Origin of the sequence: Flavobacterium melibiosi, from assembly GCF_048158545.1 — a bacterium.
In the GTDB taxonomy this organism is placed as follows: Bacteria; Bacteroidota; Bacteroidia; order Flavobacteriales; family Flavobacteriaceae; genus Flavobacterium; species Flavobacterium melibiosi.
This window is the reverse complement of the sequence record NZ_JBLNKU010000013.1, coordinates 86644-104449: the sequence shown is the minus strand read 5'-3', so window position 1 is coordinate 104449 and position 17806 is coordinate 86644. Positions and strand designations below refer to the sequence as shown.

Annotated in this window: 16 protein-coding genes; 2 read left to right on the top strand and 14 right to left on the bottom strand. The window is 31.2% G+C overall.

Annotation, left to right across the window (positions count from 1 at the left end; all coding sequences use genetic code 11):
• Position 1: 1 nt before the first annotated feature.
• Genes ACM55F_RS15080 through ACM55F_RS15060 form a run of 5 tightly spaced genes read right to left on the bottom strand, consistent with a single transcriptional unit; the run spans position 2 to position 3822 of the window.
• Positions 2 to 670 (bottom strand): response regulator transcription factor, encoded by a 669-nt coding sequence (locus ACM55F_RS15080; RefSeq protein WP_416854643.1) that lies wholly within the window; start codon positions 668 to 670, stop codon positions 2 to 4.
• Between the two features lie 3 nt (positions 671 to 673).
• Positions 674 to 2131: a DUF3570 domain-containing protein gene (locus tag ACM55F_RS15075; protein WP_416854642.1), complete on the bottom strand. Its 1458-nt coding sequence runs from the start codon at positions 2129 to 2131 to the stop codon at positions 674 to 676.
• 44 nt (positions 2132 to 2175) lie between these two features.
• Positions 2176 to 2388, bottom strand: coding sequence for a DUF4266 domain-containing protein (locus ACM55F_RS15070; RefSeq protein ID WP_416854676.1), 213 nt, complete (start codon positions 2386 to 2388; stop codon positions 2176 to 2178).
• Positions 2389 to 2404: 16 nt separating this feature from the next.
• The gene (locus ACM55F_RS15065) at positions 2405 to 3388 is read right to left on the bottom strand and encodes an FAD:protein FMN transferase (protein ID WP_416854640.1); all 984 of its coding nucleotides are present in this window, start codon (positions 3386 to 3388) and stop codon (positions 2405 to 2407) included.
• A complete protein-coding gene (locus ACM55F_RS15060; protein WP_416854639.1) occupies positions 3388 to 3822 on the bottom strand; it encodes a thioredoxin family protein in 435 nt (144 codons plus the stop codon). Before ACM55F_RS15060 ends, ACM55F_RS15065 begins: the two co-directional genes overlap by 1 nt.
• 164 nt (positions 3823 to 3986) lie before the next feature.
• Between ACM55F_RS15060 and ACM55F_RS15055 the strand changes: the two genes are divergently transcribed.
• Positions 3987 to 6086, top strand: a complete 2100-nt coding sequence (locus ACM55F_RS15055; RefSeq protein ID WP_416854638.1) for an LTA synthase family protein — start codon at positions 3987 to 3989, stop codon at positions 6084 to 6086.
• A 55-nt stretch (positions 6087 to 6141) separates the two neighbouring features.
• Here the strand turns inward: ACM55F_RS15055 and ACM55F_RS15050 are convergent, their stop codons facing one another.
• Positions 6142 to 7140 (bottom strand): zinc dependent phospholipase C family protein, encoded by a 999-nt coding sequence (locus ACM55F_RS15050; RefSeq protein WP_416854637.1) that lies wholly within the window; start codon positions 7138 to 7140, stop codon positions 6142 to 6144.
• A 96-nt stretch (positions 7141 to 7236) separates the two neighbouring features.
• On the opposite strand from ACM55F_RS15050, the gene ACM55F_RS15045 reads away from it, so the two are divergent.
• Positions 7237 to 7968: a YoaK family protein gene (locus tag ACM55F_RS15045; protein ID WP_416854636.1), complete on the top strand. Its 732-nt coding sequence runs from the start codon at positions 7237 to 7239 to the stop codon at positions 7966 to 7968.
• Between the two features lie 21 nt (positions 7969 to 7989).
• Here the strand turns inward: ACM55F_RS15045 and ACM55F_RS15040 are convergent, their stop codons facing one another.
• From ACM55F_RS15040 to ACM55F_RS15005, 8 genes are all read right to left on the bottom strand, one after another.
• Positions 7990 to 8967: a YeiH family protein gene (locus ACM55F_RS15040; protein WP_416854635.1), complete on the bottom strand. Its 978-nt coding sequence runs from the start codon at positions 8965 to 8967 to the stop codon at positions 7990 to 7992.
• A gap of 75 nt (positions 8968 to 9042) precedes the next feature.
• On the bottom strand, positions 9043 to 9939 hold the full coding sequence (locus ACM55F_RS15035; RefSeq protein WP_416854634.1) for a LysR family transcriptional regulator: 897 nt from the start codon (positions 9937 to 9939) through the stop codon (positions 9043 to 9045).
• Between the two features lie 31 nt (positions 9940 to 9970).
• The gene (locus ACM55F_RS15030) at positions 9971 to 11998 is read right to left on the bottom strand and encodes a hypothetical protein (protein ID WP_416854633.1); all 2028 of its coding nucleotides are present in this window, start codon (positions 11996 to 11998) and stop codon (positions 9971 to 9973) included.
• A gap of 68 nt (positions 11999 to 12066) precedes the next feature.
• Positions 12067 to 12813 (bottom strand): 3-oxoacyl-[acyl-carrier-protein] reductase, encoded by a 747-nt coding sequence (fabG, locus tag ACM55F_RS15025; protein WP_416854632.1) that lies wholly within the window; start codon positions 12811 to 12813, stop codon positions 12067 to 12069.
• A 192-nt stretch (positions 12814 to 13005) separates the two neighbouring features.
• Complete coding sequence (locus ACM55F_RS15020) at positions 13006 to 15705, bottom strand: DUF7619 domain-containing protein (protein ID WP_416854631.1); 2700 nt, start codon at positions 15703 to 15705, stop codon at positions 13006 to 13008.
• A gap of 141 nt (positions 15706 to 15846) precedes the next feature.
• The gene (locus ACM55F_RS15015; protein WP_416854630.1) at positions 15847 to 16269 is read right to left on the bottom strand and encodes a hypothetical protein; all 423 of its coding nucleotides are present in this window, start codon (positions 16267 to 16269) and stop codon (positions 15847 to 15849) included.
• 215 nt (positions 16270 to 16484) lie between these two features.
• Complete coding sequence (gene sucD / locus ACM55F_RS15010) at positions 16485 to 17357, bottom strand: succinate--CoA ligase subunit alpha (protein ID WP_114754538.1); 873 nt, start codon at positions 17355 to 17357, stop codon at positions 16485 to 16487.
• 86 nt (positions 17358 to 17443) lie between these two features.
• Entirely contained in the window at positions 17444 to 17806 is a 363-nt protein-coding gene (locus tag ACM55F_RS15005; RefSeq protein ID WP_416850943.1) for a nuclear transport factor 2-like protein, read from the bottom strand.

The window sequence follows — 17806 nt, the reverse complement described above, 5'->3', positions numbered from 1 at the left end:
CTTAATTTAAATCATTAGCAATATACCCCACACCCCGAATAGTTTTTATGAGCTCTTCATCCTTATTGAGGTTGAGTTTCTTTCGAATTGCATTCATAAAAACATCAATTACCCCAGTATCATATTCGAAATGGATGTCCCAAACGTCTTCAATAATTTGATTTCGAGTACATACTTTCCCTTTGTTTTTAATGAGGTAAACTAATAATTCAAATTCTCTTTGGGTAAAGGAAATTTCGCGATTATCGACAAGAATTTGATGCTTTGATTTTATAATTTTAATGTTGCCAAGACTCATTTCGTCGTTTTCATTTTCATTTCTGAAATGAATTTTAATACGTTCCAGCAGCTCATCAAAACTGAATGGTTTTTTGATGTAATCATTGGCACCGGCTTTTAAACCTTCAATAGTTTCCTGAACGGTATCTTTTGCGGTAAGAAATATAATTGGGGTTTTTGAATCTGTCTTCCGAATGGATTTACAGACTTCAATTCCCATCATTTTTGGCAAAATCCAATCTAGGAGAATTACATTTACTTTTTGGCTTAAAGCCAAATCATAACCCGTTTTACCGTCATTAGCAACCAAAACGTCATAGCCTTCCTCTTCTAAACCTTGTTTAAGAAAATTAGCAATTCCTATTTCGTCTTCAACTATTAGAATTTTCATTATTTATTGCATTATGAACTTAAAGCCAATAGTGGCAATATTTGCAGTTAAATTATCACTCCTTTTGTAGTGATTAAACCTGAAATCAATATTTTTTAAACCAAATTTCCAGATTTTAGCCCCCGTAAAAATATCAGTGTAATTTATGCCAAAACCATATTGATTAGCATCAAATGTTGCTAAATCAGAATCTGACGTATAAAATTCTTCGGTTGATAAATGGGTTTCGTAAGGCGCATAATATTTTGTTGCCGTTTGAGTGTAATAGCGATACATTGGAAAAACGGTAAATTTCTCTGATAACTTTATAGGAAGTTCAATACTGGCAGTATGTGACTGGATATCCCAATTGTCAGAATAAAAACGATAATAGGTTCGTAATACAAATCGTTCACTGATATAGTAATTCAGTCGTGCTCCAATTGGCAGTTTAAAACGGGAATCCGGTAATCTTTCTATATCATCAGCCAGTTTATAAACTCCTGAATTACTTGGACTTTCGTAACTATTTATGTACTGTGCTTGTCCAATGTAATAATTGGCTTTATCTGCAAAATAAATTCGGTGATACGGTGTAGACAGTAATCCTTGTTGTTGTAACACATCAAAGAAAATTGAAAATTGTAATTTTTTTGTCAGTACTTGAGAAAAACCAAATGATGCCGAATAAGAGTTTCTGTTAACGCCATTAACTGTTTTAAATGCGGAAGGTAAATAACTGGTTGATGATTGTCCGTTTTGGTCTAAAACGGTCACGCCACTAAAATAACCTTGATTTAAAAAATTAGCACCATAATTTGAATATTCGTGCAGTTCTGTTGGATAAATTGGTCTCCATTGATCCAGATATACATTAGCTTTCAAACTAAGTTCTGTATTTTTTTCATTAAAAAGAGTAGCGATTCCACCACCAAAACCTACAGAAGTATAATCATATTCATTTGAAAAAGAAACATCAGCATTCCAGATAAAATTTCTCGAATCACTGCTATGACTGTAATTTACAGTTACTGCCGCTAATTGATCACTTTTTGAAGCTCCGGAAGAAGCTTGCCAAGGTGTCCCATAAGGGGCTATAGCATTTGCTCCATTATTTACGTTATTGTTATTTTCATTATCGTCATCATCACCTTTTCCTCCTGAAGCACCAGTGGCGTTAAATGGATTTATATTACTTGAAGAGGCCGATGAATAGGCTGATATTCCCAAATCAATGGTCAAAACATCATCATCATTCAAAGGCATGGCTACGACAATATTTGAAGTAATATCGGTTAGTTTTTCAGAACCAATTCCGCCAGAAACAGCTGATTTTTTTCCATCTTGATTATAATAACTGGCTAAAAAATCAACTTCAGTACTCTCTAAAACCCTTTTTTTGAATACTACAGTAGTATCAACTTCTTGACCAAATGCAATTGTTGTAAAGAGGACGAAAAGCAAAATAATTTTTATTTTCATTTGAAATAGCTTGGTATTAAATTTTAGTTAGGGCGCTTTAAAAATTAGTTACAACCGCAACCGCCTCCAGACTTACCTCCATTAGCTCCAGCTGCAGCTTCTCTATATACTTGAAAAGCGGTCTCATATCTTTCTGAAGTTCTAGCAGAAAGTTTCATATCAGGATCATTAATGGTTATTTTATCGTATTCTTTTACGGCTGTACACGATTGAAACCCCAATAGTATTAAAAACGCAAAAGCTATTTTATTGATCATTTCTATATTGTTTTTATTATTCATATTTTTTTATATCAATACCTTTAGACGAATGAATTTTCCCTTTATCATCAACGATAATGCACTCAATTCCTTTCAATTGGTTGACCAAATCCAAACCTACTTCTACTCCAAGAACAAAAATTCCAGTTGCTAGGGCATCTGCAATCTCAGTTTGTTTTGCAAAAACCGAAACACTCACAATTCCTGCTGCCGGGTAACCCGTTCTTGGATCAATGATATGAGAATAACGTATTCCGTTAAAAATAACATATTTTTCATAGCTACCAGAAGTTTCTACAGCACTATCTTCTAAAGGAAAAGTAGCAAATATTTTATTTTTATTCAAAGGATTTACAATTCCTACTGTCCAGGGTTTTCCATCGGGTTGTTTTCCCCAAGCACTAATATCGCCGGAAACATTAACAATTCCTGATTTACATCCGTTAGAATATAATAGTTCTTTTACTTTATCAGCAATATATCCTTGGCCAATACCACCAAGACCTAATTTCATTCCTTCCAATTTCAGGAAAATAGTTTGCCCTTTTTTGTTCAAGATAATATTTTGATAACCTATTTTAGTAACTGATTTTTTAATAGCTTCTTCAGTTGGCATTGTTTTCATGCTTCCATCAAATTTCCAGATTTTGTCCATGGATGCATAGGAAATATCAAAAGCACCAGAAGTAATTTGGGAAACTTTAATAGCCCGTTCGATTAAATCGTAGACTTCAGCATCCACTTTAACGGCTTTAATTCCTGCATTTCTATTAACTTCAGATATTTGTGAAACCGGAATCCAATCAGAAATTAGATTTTCTATTCGTTTCACTTCGGCTACAGCCAAATCAATATATTCATTTGCTTTTACTGTATCATTTGCGACAGCGGTAACTTCAAATGGACTTCCCAACATGGACAATTTTCTTTTATGAATAATTTGCCCAAAAGAGGAGAACGAGATAAATAAAATACAAACAAATAATCCTTTTTTCATTATTTTTCGAATGAATGAATTAGTTTAATATAATCAGGAGCACTAACATTTTTAAAACCGGTCATTCCAATAATTTTCCCTGTTTTGTCTAGAAGAACGACTAATGGGAAGCTTCCGTTTTTATTATATTTTTCAGCCAGTTTTTTATTGCTTTCCGTAAGCTCTGCAGATAATTGATTAGCTTTTTTCTTTGGAAAATCGGCTTTGTACACTATCCATTTTTTTTCTGATTCTATTTGAAAAGCTTCTGACTTCCAAACTATTTTTTCCAATTTTATACAAGGTGCACACCAATCTGAACCTGAAAAAACCAAAAGAATATTTTTGTTTTCTTTTACAGCTTCTGCTTTAGCTTCTTCAAAATTGAGTCTCCAGTTTTGGGAATAGCCTAATGTCCCTATAAAAAGAAACAGTATCAATAACGATTTTTTCATTTTAATTCTGTATTTGTAAATTACGAAGTAAAATTATTAATTTATAACTAAACTCAACATTTTGCAAAAGATTTTAAGCGAATATTAATTTAATTAAAAACATTAAGCAAATCTTAAAATTAACTACCTAAACATATCTTACATTTGTATATAAATATTTAATTATGAGTACTTTGAAAAAAATATCGCCGTTTTATAATCTTATGCTTTTTTATATTACAATAAGCATAATTTTAAGAATAGTTTTATTATTTCATCCCATTACTCAAAGCTCATTTTTTTTTACGGATGTTATTAAAATATTTGGCTTTGGATTGCTATCTGATTTTTTCATTTTTATATTGGTTAGTGGTTTTTTATGGTTGTACCTTATTTTTATATCCGATTCAAAATACTTAAAACCGTATGGCTATATCTTTTTTGGTTTATTAGTTACCTTGTTGTTATATGTATCATTTGGCTCTACCATTCTTAATGAGTATGGAGGCGCTTTACCAACAATTGGAATTGCTTTTATAGCCATAAAAACAATCTTATTTGGATTATTACTTTTTCTGCCAAAATACCGAAGCCAAATTAGATTGTGGTTGTTCTCATTTGTTATTTTCTTGTATGTCGTTCTGATTTTGCAAAATGGAATTAGTGAATACTTTTTTTGGAACGAATTTGGTGTAAAATACAACTTCATAGCCGTAAATTATTTGGTTTATACCAATGAAGTAATCGGCAATATCATGCAATCGTATCCTGTAATTCCAATATTTATAATATTGTTTATTGTAGCAGGTTTAATAACGTATTTGATTGTAAAACGTTCAAAAACTTATATTGAAAGCATTCCAACATTTGTACAAAAAATACAGCTTTCTGGAATTTATCTTATTCTTTTTGGTCTATCCTTAGTATCAATACCATTTTTATCTGCTCAAGAAAATTCTCAGAATATTTTTACCAATGAATTAGAATCCAATGGAATATACAAGTTCTATTTGGCATTTAAAAATAGTGAATTAGACTATTTCAAATTCTATAAAACACTTCCTGAAAAAGAAGCTTACGCCTTATTGCAGGAACAAATTCCTGCAATTTCAGGAGAAAATTCTTTAAGAAAAATCCAAAGCGAAGCTGCCGAAAACCATAAAAATGTTGTCTTAATAACCATCGAAAGTTATAGTGCGGATTTTATGAAAATATACGGAAACGATCAAAATCTTACGCCATTTTTGGATAGTTTATCATCCAAAAGTCTGTTGTTTACGAATCTTTACGCAGTTGGCAATCGAACTGTTCGTGGTCTTGAAGCTGTTACTTTGTGTTTCCCTCCCACTGCTGGTGAAAGCGTGGTAAAAAGAGAAGATAATAAAAATAAATTTTCGACTGGAAATATCTTCAAAAAGAAAGGATATACTGTAAAATACCTTTATGGTGGAGATGCTTTTTTTGATAATATGGAAAATTTCTATACTGGAAACGGTTATGGAATTGTGGATAAAAAAACATTCACTCCTGAAGAAATTACTTTTTCGAATGTATGGGGCGTTTGTGACGAGGATATGTACAATAAAGCTATCAAAATAATGAATGGGGAAGCAACAGAAAATAAACCATTTTTTAACCATATTATGACGGTTAGCAATCACAGACCTTTCACTTATCCGAATAATAAAATTGATATTCCTGGAGATGCTAAATCTCGTGATGGTGGCGTGAAATATACAGATTTTGCTATGAAGAAATTTTTCGAAATGGCGAGCAAACAACCTTGGTTTGCTAATACTGTTTTTGTGATTCTCGCAGATCATTGTGCTTCCAGTGCAGGAAAAACAGAACTACCTGTTGATAAATACAGAATTCCGGCAATGATTTACAGTCCGGGTTATGTTCAGCCAAAGCATTACACAAATTTAATGTCTCAAATCGATATTATGCCTACGTTATTTGGATTGTTGAATTTCAATTATCAAAGTAAATTCTATGGTGAGGACGTCTTAAAAACAGACTATAAACCAAGAGCTTTAATTGCAACGTATCAGGATTTAGGATTGATAAAAGATAATGTTTTGACTATTATTTCACCTAAACAACAAGTGAAACAATTTCAATTGACATTAAAAAAAGATCAAAAAACAGCACCTGATTTCCAAATTTATTACGACCAAAATCCGCTGATAAAAGAAAGAACTGATTTAGTAAACCAAACCATTTCCTATTACCAGACGGCTTCAGATATGTTGAAGAAAAAGAAATATCAGAAAATTAATTAGCATAAAAAAACGGGTAAGATATCAATCTCACCCGTTTTTATTTTAGATTTAAAAATTATTCTTTATCGTTTACTAAACCAAAAAGTATTCCTTTTTTAAATAATTTGGAATCTTGTTTTAACCCTTTTTTATTGCGTTTGGTAAGTGCTTCAGTATCTAAATTACTTAAATCTGGTTTTCCAGCATTTACCCAAGCGGTATACCAAAAACTAGCTGTAGCAGTAATTGCTTTTTTCATTTGATTTTCAACCATACCATTCAATTCTTGGTGAAATTTAGTTGCATAATAATCTGAATATAAAACGCCATTGTATTTGTTTTTTACAATGTTTCCTGCATCATCAACAACATACATTTTGTTTTCCGGTGTTGCAGTTCTTAATTTTTTATCAGCTGCTAATAAAGGAACTACCAGACTATGGGTGTCAAAAATAATATCCCAAGTTGCTTGGTCTATATTCTCAATATATTTTCCCTCTTCGGTATTTAATTTATAGTTTTTAACAAATAATTCCGGTAAACGGCTTTCCCATAAAGAATGAATTCCTTTTTGGTTCGTATTTTGACCATCGTGATTGTCAGAAGTGTGCAAAGGCATATGTGCATCTCCTATGTAATGCCCCAGTTCTGCGGCAATAAATAGAATTTCGTTTTTTCTTTTTTCTTTGAAAGCTTTAGTTAATTTACCCGTCATTTCTTGAATGTACCAAGGTAATGTTCCATTTTTAGACAAGAATTTTTCATCGTACTTTTTCTTTGCTGTTTCCATTGTTTTAGGAAAGCTGTCAACGCTTCCAAAATTCTCCATGTCAAAATAATGACGCGGTCCTTCGGCTTTGTCATTCAAAATAGATTTTCTTAAATCGGGAACTGTGGATTCCTGAGTGATAAAATCGATATGATTGTAGAAAAAAGTTTGTAATGGTTTTGGAAGTGCCATTACCGCTGCTCTATTGATTCGCTCATGGCCAACAACTCCCCATGATAGCAGCAAAAAAGCAATTCCAATTGTAGATAACCCAATAAGTGTAGGTCTAATTTTAAAATTTTTCATTATATTTATTTATTAGAACTGCAAATGTATTTTTTTTAAATATAATTCAATGAAATCTGATTTAAGATTATGTTAATTTAAAAAAATTAATTAAAGATGTTTCGTCACAAAGGAAAAAACAGGACTTTTATTCACAATTTACGTTTAGCAACCTTACTATCTTTCGTGGCTGGTATTGTTAATATTACAGGTGTTTTGGCTGTAAAAACGTTAACTACAAATGTCACGGGACACTTTGCTTATTTTGCAGAAGAATTGATGCTTAACAATTATGCTGCAGCAATAACTTTTTTTGTTTTCACAATCTTTTTCTTGATTGGCGCCTTTACTTCTAACTTTTTATCAGAATTAGTCTCATTGAAACATCCAGATTTGTCTCATGTTGTTCCAATTTCTCTTGAGATTTTGGTTTTGACGGGGGTTGCCATTTTTGGAACTCAATCTGATATCTCCGTTTTTGGAGGTAAAATGATTGCTTTTTTCATGCTTTTTGCCATGGGGATTCAAAATTCTTTGGTGACAAAAATATCACAGGCAACCGTCAGAACAACTCATTTAACAGGCCTTTTTACTGATTTAGGAATAGAATTGTCACAACTGTTTTTTTACAAAAAAGCAGATGAAGTAACAAAATTAAAAACGAGTATTTATTTACGCTTTTCAATCATTTCCTTCTTTTTTATTGGCTGTGTTTCAGGGGGTTTGATTTACCAGATAATTGAATTAAAGACACTTTTAATCGCTTCTTTATTTCTTTTTGTTGCTCTTTTTTATGATTATTTGAGACTCACTTATTTTGCTATCAAGAGAAAAAAGTTTCATCGTTAATGCTATTTTAAATAAACATTTCTAATTGAAATAGATAATAGTTAGTAACGTTGCAATTGCTATAAATATCCAAAGCAAAAGACCTTGAAACAATGGTTTTACTCCAATAGATTTCAATATGCTTCTGTTCAATCCTGCTCCAATTAAAAACAAAGTTAATGTAAGTCCAATTTTAGCAATTGAAACCAAATATGGGGCAACAATAACTGTTTGCGGAACATACGTATTCATTCCCATTGCCAAAATAAATAATCCAATAAAATAAGGGATTTTGATTCTACTGGATTTATTTTTGAAAACAACAGCTGTAAGTAATGCTACCGGAATAATCCATAGCGCTCGGGCTAATTTTACAGTTGTGGCTATTTGCAATGCTTCAGGTCCAAATTTACTGGCTGCACCAACTACGGAACTTGTGTCATGAATGGCAATGGCACACCATAACCCAAACTCTTTTTGTGATAAATCCAACCAATGTCCTACAGCGGGAAATAAAAATAAAGCAACCGAATTTAAAATAAATATCACTCCTAAAGCTATAGAAGTTTGTTTTTCATCTGATTTAATTACCGGGGCAATCGCAGCAATCGCACTTCCTCCACAAATTGCTGTTCCACAGGAAATAAGATGAGACGTTTTCTTTTCAATTTTTAGCCATTTTCCAAGAAATATTCCTAAAATTAGAGTACTAAATATAGATATGATGGTAAATATAAAACCTTCCTTACCTGCCGATAAAGCACTGTTAACATTCATTCCAAAACCTAAACCTACAACAGAAACCTGCAATAGAATGTTTGTTGCTTTATGGTTGAGATGTAAAAAAGGATGTCCGGAAAGATTCGCTACAATAAGTCCTAACAATAAAGCGATTGGTGGTGAAACAACAGAGGTCATGCAAAAAAACAGCAGTGCAACAAAAATAATTTGCTGCTGTATTGCACTTATTTTAAAAAATAGGGGCGCTTGCTTTAGAATTGCTTTCTGATTTCGTTCCATTGTAAAGTAATTGAATTATTACTACACAAAGGTGGATCGATTAATCTGTATTAACCAATCGCAAAAAACAATCTGCTATAACTTTAAATTATAATGACTGGATATATTTTTTATAAATAATTCTGATAGCGCATCAACTTTTCCTTGCAAAGTAATGATATAAAAAAAGCGTTCAATCACAAAATTATCAATATCTAGAATAACTAATTCATTATTTTTAAGCTCTTTTTCTATAGCATGGATGGAAATAAAAGCAACACAATCAGAATTCATTAAATAAGATTTTATACTTTCCGGGCTTCCCAACTGCATTTCAATTTTCAATTGCGAGAGATTAATTCCAAAAGGTTTTAACGCGTGTTCAATAACTTCAAGTGTTCCAGAACCCTGTTCCCGAGTTACAAATCGCAGGTCTTTCAAATCCTCTAAAGTAACTTGTTCTTTATTTATCAAAGGATTACTATTGTTACAAACCAAAACTAATTCGTCTTTTAAAAATTCGGTATATTTGATGGATTGATTTTTAGATTGTCCTTCTACTATTCCTATTTCAATTTCTTTATTCAGTAATGCTTTTTCAATTTGTTCCGTATTTCCGTTTAACAGATTGACTTTTATATCCTGCAATTTTTGATGAAAGCGGGCCAAAAGAGGCGGAATTATATATTGAGAAATCGTTGTGCTGGCTCCTAATCGAAGTAATCCTTTTTGTTGATTGATTAGTGCGCTCATGTCAAAATCAATTTCTCTATAGACTTCAAATATATTTTTAGTGTGCTTAAGCAATACTTCACCGGCATTGGTAAGTGAAATTTTCGAACCGTTTCTTTCAAAAAGTTTGATTCTATATTGTTCTTCCAGCTCTTGAATATGCTTCGAAATGGCAGGTTGCGTAATGAATAATTCCGTTGCGGCTTTAGTAAAACTTAATCTATTGGCGACAGTAAAAAATACTTTTAATCTAAAATCCATAATTTATATTTTTATTAAATGGAATTTAAATTTACAATAATCCGTTATATTTTCTAACAAACCATTCAGTTGAAAGAAAAAACGAAATTAAAACGAGTAACCAAACCCAATCAATCAAAGGTGTTTTGGTCACAGTATTCTTTTGAACGGCTTTGTATTCTTCATTATCCAAAAGTGATTTTATTAACACCTTAATTTGATCCGGAAAATAGGCTTTTCCTTGTGTTTGCGAGGCTAATTGTGTCAATTTTTCTACGTCTGGGTTAACAAATTGTTTTTCGATATCAAAATCCAGAATTTCAAAATGACTGGAATACGAAGTTTTTGAATTCAACTCTTTTACCGAAAAATCATAATTTCCAGCAGTAAACCCATCTAGATTGACTTTATAGGAATTATTGCTTTTTAATAAATCGTAATTTTTAGTTTGCTTGGTTTTAGAATTAGTTAAAGCAATAGATAAACGTGCTTTCTCATCAAACTCATAGTTTTTATTGAAATATTGTGCTGTAATTTCAATTGCTTCACCTGAATTATAGAAACTTTCGTGTTCAACTACTAATGTTTTTTTTGAATTATTGGAAGCCAAAAACTGGATAATCTTGTCTATAAAGACATCAAACTTCTCAAAAGACTGATTATCGATATGACTTTGTAAACGCCATTTCCAACTATTCTCCCCTAAAAAATAAGCCGTTCTTTTGCCTTGATTTTCAGTAAAAGCTAATAAAGGTGAATTGGTATCAATGTTTCTTATTTTGGAAGAAAGCAATACCGAAACGTTTCCATTTGTAGTTATATTTCCAAAAGGGTTTTGCAAAGGAGGAAAATTTTCGAAACCAATATTATCAATCGCAAAGAGATTAAATTGAGAATTAAATCCAACTAAATAATCTTCTTTTTGACCACTCATTTTGAAAGATAAATTATTCTGTTGTTGATTCAAAAAATTGAAATCTGTATTGTTTCCGGTAATAATGAATGTGTTGATTCCGGCCAATTTAGCAACATTAAAAACTGATTTAAATTCAGTGGTAGGTTGGTATAAAATTAAAATACTATATTCTTGTAATGATTTGATATCATTAGGTTTAATTAATGTTACTTTACGTTGTGCATTGGTTTCTATTGCACGTTTCAAAGCACCAATATCCGGATGATTTATAGCAGAAAAAATAGCGATATTCGTTTTCTGTTCAATCACTTCTACTGCAAAATTTTTGGCATTATTATAAGTGTTTTTTTCCTTTTCTTTACATGAAACAGTAGCTTTAAAAATGTTTAATCCTACTTTATTAGCAGGTATAAGTACATTGATAACAGCCGTTTTTTTAGATGGTGAAAATGAAATTGATTGTTTACTAAAGACCGAATTCCCTTGAGAAATAACAAAATCAGCAGTTACATTTTTGGTTCCTGAATAGTTTAAAAAAACTTCTACTGGAAATTTATTTTTGTGGAAAGCATATTTATTGACATTCAGTTGATTAATTTTAAAATCTAAAAAAGTGGTCGTATCCCCTACAATTAATGGAAATACTTTATTAGCTTCATCAAAAACATAAACATAATCGTTACCCGAAGTTTGGTTTCCGTCGGTAATAATTACGGTTGGAAAAATTAAATTTTTATTAATGCTTTTTAGATTTTTGGCTACCGCATCCAGATTGGTTTGCATTCCTTTAAAATCAAATTTTTCTAATTGTTGAAATTCACTGTCAAATTGATACGATTGAACATCAAACTTATCTTGCAAAGCAGAATTAGAAATTAAAATTTTATACAATTCGGTTACTTTTTCATTAGCATTCAGGAATGAAATGGAACTGGAATTATCAACAACTATTGGCAACGGAGTTTTTACAATTTCAAGCGTATTTTTAGTTGTTATTGGATTAATTAACAACAATAATATTCCAAAAATGGACATAAAACGTAAAAAAGCCAAAAACAAACTGACTGTAGATTTGTTTTTGGCTTTGTATAAATATAGGTAAAATGACAGACTGCCAGCTATTAGTAAAGAAAGTAGTAATAATAGAACGGTAGCTGTTGTCATTCTTTTTTTATTTTAAATTTTGAATTCTTCCATCATTTAAAATTCATCATTTATAATTTATAATTATTTTAGGTAAGCATTCCACCGCAAACGTTCATAACTTGACCAGTTACATATGCACTCATGTCAGAAGCAAAGAAAAGACACGCATTAGCAACATCTTCAGTTGTACCACCACGTTTCAAAGGAATTCCGTCTCTCCAACCTTGCACTACATCATCACTTAATTTTGCCGTCATCTCCGTTTCAATGAATCCGGGTGCAATTGCGTTACAACGAATATTACGAGAACCTAACTCAAGTGCTATTGATTTTGTAAATCCAATAACTCCAGCTTTAGAGGCAGCATAGTTAGTCTGACCCGCATTCCCTTTCACGCCTACTACGCTACTCATATTAATAATAGATCCTGAACGTTGCTTCAAGAAAGTTCTTTGAATTGCTTTGGTCATATTAAAAACCGATTTCAAATTGACATCAATCACTTTGTCAAAATCTTCTTCGGACATACGCATCAAAAGGTTGTCTTTAGTAATCCCAGCGTTATTAATTAAAATATCAACCGTTCCAAATTCAGCCAAAACTGCATCCACAAAAGTTTGCGCTTCATTAAAATCGGCTGCATTAGATTGATATCCTTTGGCTTTAATTCCAAGAGCATTCAATTCGTTTTCCAATGCCAAAGCAGATTCTACTGATGAACTATAAGTAAATGCAACATTTGCACCGTGTTTTGCAAAAACTTCTGCAATTCCTTTTCCAATTCCGCGGCTTGCACCTGTAATTATGGCAACTTTTCCTTCTAGTAATTTCATATAATGATGATAAGTATGTTTATTAATTTGATGTACAAATATAGATTATTTAGACGTTTTATGAAATTTGTAGTACAAAAAAAGCCTTACCGAAGTAAAGCTTTTAAATATTATATTATATATTTTTTAAATGTACTAAAAAGCTACATTCCATTTTGGCAATCTTCCATTCTCGTCAAGGAAACTTAAAATTTACTTTTTAATGAATTTCGCGATAGAAACTCCTTTATTCGTTTTCATTTTTAAAAAATAATTTCCAGTTGTTAATTTAGAAACATCAATTTTGGAAATACTTTGAGCATTTGGAAATACAATTACTAATTGGCCCAAAATATCATAAACTCCAATCGATTGAACATCAATACCATTTTTTGTTCCAATGTTTAAGGCCTCATTTGCAGGATTTGGATATACATTAAAATAATTAGAAAACTCAAAATCAGATATCTCTAATATTTTAAAGGTCGATGTAGCTTTATTTGTGAGTATCGGAAAATTATAATCAAAATAAATATTAGCTTCATTTGTAAAAGAATCTCCAACTACAAGTGTTGGTAAGGTTTTAATTTTGAATGCAATGTAACCGTCATTTGTTGCATTGTCAAAAGGAAGATTGATGTTTTCAAAGATAAATTCTACTTTATTACCTTCCGAAATTTTAGTGCTGTAGGAATGGCTGGCTTTTGTTGGAACTAAAGTCGAAATATCAAATTTGGTCAAATCAATCAAATCTTTCACTACAATATTTTGGGCTGGGTAGTTTCCTGTATTTTCAAAACGGATTAAGTAATGCACGTATTCCCCTATCAAACTTGGAGTAATAACATTTCCTTCCAAACAAGTTTTATCATTGGGATCAAAAGAACCTACAACTGTTTGATTAAAAACAAAAGTGTTGTCAATTGGCGTTTCGTCAGTTTCTAACGAACTGATTATTGCTGTATATCCTAAAATATCTCCATTATTTACCGCTGGTGTTTCAGCAGGAGTATTCACGTTCAGCGTAAGAGCAATTTCTTTGGTTTCAAACGGTGCTAAATTGGTAAAATCCCAAGATAAATTATTTGTAGATTGATTAGAAACTGAAGGTGTTGCAGTAATTAAATCTAAAACGCCATCATTAAACATTAGATTAACTGAACCAGACTGTATATTTGTCCCTTTATTTTTATATATGATTTTATATTTTGCATCAAATCCTGGTCTAGCTGCTTCTAATGGAATTAAAGTAATCTCTAAATCTTTATGGGAATTAATTGGTGTGATACAAAAATCCTGAATAAATGGATTCGTTTCTGTTGAGAAAGTAACATTTACAGAGGTTGGTGAAATTGTAAAATAGTCTGAATTTTCTAATATTGGAGTAATAGTATAAGTACCTTCTTGAACTTTTAGAGTATAATTTCCAGTTTCATCCGATATTACAGTTCCTGTTGTAGTTCCATCAGAGATAGTAAATTTAATATTTGCAGCAGCAATATCTGATACGTCACAACCATTATTATTACCATCCAATCTGTTCTTTCCTTGAATAGTATAATTTACGCCTCCTGAATTGTAGGAACAATAACTACCCACTGCACAATTAGTATAATTATAGCCTGAAATTTTTTGAGAAATAGCTTCTAATTCAGTTTCATCTCCACAAATGTATTGCAGTTTCGGACAGTTATAAAAATTTCTGCCGTCTAACTGAATATTTGGTAAATCAGCTTCTAAATAAGTCAAATCTTCAATTATTCCGTTTTTTAAACTAATGAATTCTAAATTAGGGCAATTGGAAACATTTATTCCATTAAGATTTTTTAAGGTACTTAAATCAAGTGAAGTAATCGGTGTATATCCAATCCACAATTTTTGGAGATTTGGTATTTTCGAATAATCTAAAGGTAGTAATGGATTATGACCTGCGTATAATTCTTCTAAATTTGTTGAATTAGATAAATCAATAGTACTTATTTCATTTTTCCAAAATCCTAAATATTTAAGCTCAGGCAATACTGTTACATCTATGCTTGATAATTGATTACCCCCACAATCTAAGTCTATTAAATTACTTAGTCCTGTCAAATCTAAAGAAGAAATTTTATTCGAATTGCAATTAAAATAAGCAAGTTCAGTTAAACCTAATACATTTAAACTTGTTATTTGATTATTAGAACAAAATAAATACATAAGATTGTCTAAACCAGTCAAATCTAACACAGACAACTGATTATCTGAGCATTCCAAATATGATAACTGACTTAGATTGTTAATGATCAAATTGGTTAAATTATTATTGTAACAATCTAGAGAGGTAAGACTAGCTATTTGATTTGACAAATCCAATGTAGAAATTTGATTATTTTGGCATTGCAAAATATTTAAATTACTTATACCTGCTAAATCTAACCCAGTCAATTGATTGTCATTACACCCTAATACATAAAGATTGTTTACTCCCGTAAGATTTAAACTGGTTAACTGATTTTCATCACACCCCAAAGAAGTTAAACTACTCAATCCCGTAACATTTAAATTTGTCATTAGATTAGTAGAGCAAAACAAACTGTCTAGATTTACCAATTTACTAACATCTAAACTAGTTAATTTATTATCAGTACATTGTAAAATAATAAGATTTGTAAAGAATTCAATACCTGTTAAATTTGAAATTTCGAAATTATTAAGGTATAAATTGGAGACGTTTAAGGCTTCGCTTATTTGAATTTCTCCATCGCTATTGGTATCAACTATCATTGAATCTCCTCCACTATTAGTTGCAATAGAATTTATAGTATTAGCCACCAAAAGCTTAGCTTTAAAATTCGCATCTGGAATAGTAATATTCTGTGCATTCGAAATCGAAAATAAGCTAAAAGTTAAAAACAGAAAGTAGATTTTTTTCATTTATATTTATTTTTTAATGTAAATATAAAAATAATAAATAGATTTTTCTTACTAAATAAATTTTAAATAAAACAAAAGCTCTCAATTCCAGTGTTTTAGAAATGAGAGCCCTTATTTTATATTTAATTAAAACCTAACTTCTTAAAAAGCTACATTCCATTTTGGCAATCTTCCATTTTCGTCAAGGAAGTTTTGTAAAACTTGTCCTTCTACGAATGTTGGTATTGCTTTAGTTTTATCGTTGAATGTCTCATACCAAACCACTTCTAGTGTGCTGATATCTTCGATTTTCATTTGTGCTGGCCAAGAATATTTTCTTCCTGTTTTTGCAAATTGGTATCCTTCAACAATTTTGTCCTTAAGACCACCATTTTTAATTTTCAAAGTTCCGTTATTTTGAACAGTTCCAGTAGAACCAACCATAATTAACTCTTTTTCATCTCCTACAGAATATACTAAAAACACTCCAGATCCTTCTGAAGCATTACAAACTTCTTCTAAACTATCATCTGTAGTAAATGAAAATTGATTGCTAACTTTGAATTTTTTTAACTCTTTGTACATATTATTTTATTTTTATTTGAACTGGCTTCGACAAAAAAATACCCCACAAAATCGTGAGGCCCATTAGAAACCATTCGTTTATGTTTGTTTTTATTAGGATAACATCTGAAAAACAGATGCGTTTAATAAAGTGCAAAGATATTTCTTTAATTCAATTTATAATAAAAAAGCCCCACAAATTGTGAGGCTTTTAAAATATTTAATTAGAGTTTAGATTAACCTAAAACTTCTTTTACTTTTTTACCAATTTCAGCTGGAGAATCAACAACGTGAATTCCACATTCTCTCATGATTTGTTTTTTAGCTTCAGCAGTATCGTCAGACCCACCAACAATAGCACCTGCATGTCCCATTGTACGTCCTGGAGGAGCAGTAACTCCTGCAATGAATCCTACTACTGGTTTACGATTACCATCAGCTTTGATCCAATGAGCAGCATCAGCTTCTAATTGTCCACCTATTTCACCTATCATTACGATACATTCTGTTTCTGGGTCATTCATCAACAATTCTACTGCTTCTTTTGTAGTAGTTCCAATGATTGGGTCTCCACCAATTCCGATTGCAGTAGTGATTCCTAATCCTTGTTTTACAACTTGGTCAGCTGCTTCGTAAGTTAAAGTTCCAGATTTAGAAACAATTCCAATAGTTCCTTTTTTGAAAACAAAACCTGGCATAATTCCAACTTTAGCTTCACCTGGAGTTATTATTCCTGGACAGTTAGGACCTATTAATCTTGCATTTCTTTCCTTAACATAACTATTCGCTTTAATCATATCAGCAACAGGAATTCCTTCAGTAATTGCAATAATTACTTTTATTCCTGCATCTGCAGCTTCCATAATTGCATCAGCAGCAAAAGCTGGCGGTACAAAAATGATAGTAGTATCAGCTCCTGCTTGTTCTACGGCATCTTTTACAGTATTAAAAACGGGTCTGTCTAGATGAGTTGTCCCACCTTTTCCTGGAGTTACACCACCAACAACGTTAGTACCGTACTCAATCATTTGAGAAGCATGGAAAGTTCCTTCGCTTCCTGTAAATCCTTGAACAATTATTTTGGAATCTTTATTAACTAAAACACTCATGATATATATTTTATGTAGTTTTTAAAATTGTGATGCAAAAGTAAGGTTTTGTAAATTATTTTGAAGCCTTTTTTTGTCAAAATATATTAGGATAATTGACTCATTTGATACCCCCTGAACAATTTATTGTCTTTTATTTGCCAAATTGTTATAAAATGTGCTAATAACATTTCTTCTCGTGGGTTTTCTATTGTTTTTACAAAATGAGAGTAACGTACCGAAATTAAATCTTTTTCTGAAATAATATGGCTTATTCTAACTTTAGAGCGAACATAAGCTTTGCTTAAATCATTAGCTAAATTGAGTAATGATTCATAATTATGCTGAATAAATCCTTTACTGCTATTCCATTCAACAATTATGTCTGGATGCAAAAAATCTTTCATGACTTCACTATCAATTAGGGCATCAGATTTATAAAATTTCTGAACGATTTCTTTAGCAGACAT

Bases quoted from the DNA above. Each gene is read 5' to 3' on its own strand.
- ACM55F_RS15080 (WP_416854643.1), bottom strand. From the start codon at position 670: ATGAAAATTCTAATAGTTGAAGACGAAATAGGAATTGCTAATTTTCTT.
- ACM55F_RS15075 (WP_416854642.1), bottom strand. From the start codon at position 2,131: ATGAAAATAAAAATTATTTTGCTTTTCGTCCTCTTTACAACAATTGCA.
- ACM55F_RS15070 (WP_416854676.1), bottom strand. From the start codon at position 2,388: ATGATCAATAAAATAGCTTTTGCGTTTTTAATACTATTGGGGTTTCAA.
- ACM55F_RS15065 (WP_416854640.1), bottom strand. From the start codon at position 3,388: ATGAAAAAAGGATTATTTGTTTGTATTTTATTTATCTCGTTCTCCTCT.
- ACM55F_RS15060 (WP_416854639.1), bottom strand. From the start codon at position 3,822: ATGAAAAAATCGTTATTGATACTGTTTCTTTTTATAGGGACATTAGGC.
- ACM55F_RS15055 (WP_416854638.1), top strand. From the start codon at position 3,987: ATGAGTACTTTGAAAAAAATATCGCCGTTTTATAATCTTATGCTTTTT.
- ACM55F_RS15050 (WP_416854637.1), bottom strand. From the start codon at position 7,140: ATGAAAAATTTTAAAATTAGACCTACACTTATTGGGTTATCTACAATT.
- ACM55F_RS15045 (WP_416854636.1), top strand. From the start codon at position 7,237: ATGTTTCGTCACAAAGGAAAAAACAGGACTTTTATTCACAATTTACGT.
- ACM55F_RS15040 (WP_416854635.1), bottom strand. From the start codon at position 8,967: ATGGAACGAAATCAGAAAGCAATTCTAAAGCAAGCGCCCCTATTTTTT.
- ACM55F_RS15035 (WP_416854634.1), bottom strand. From the start codon at position 9,939: ATGGATTTTAGATTAAAAGTATTTTTTACTGTCGCCAATAGATTAAGT.
- ACM55F_RS15030 (WP_416854633.1), bottom strand. From the start codon at position 11,998: ATGACAACAGCTACCGTTCTATTATTACTACTTTCTTTACTAATAGCT.
- fabG (WP_416854632.1), bottom strand. From the start codon at position 12,813: ATGAAATTACTAGAAGGAAAAGTTGCCATAATTACAGGTGCAAGCCGC.
- ACM55F_RS15020 (WP_416854631.1), bottom strand. From the start codon at position 15,705: ATGAAAAAAATCTACTTTCTGTTTTTAACTTTTAGCTTATTTTCGATT.
- ACM55F_RS15015 (WP_416854630.1), bottom strand. From the start codon at position 16,269: ATGTACAAAGAGTTAAAAAAATTCAAAGTTAGCAATCAATTTTCATTT.
- sucD (WP_114754538.1), bottom strand. From the start codon at position 17,357: ATGAGTGTTTTAGTTAATAAAGATTCCAAAATAATTGTTCAAGGATTT.
- ACM55F_RS15005 (WP_416850943.1), bottom strand. From the start codon at position 17,806: ATGTCTGCTAAAGAAATCGTTCAGAAATTTTATAAATCTGATGCCCTA.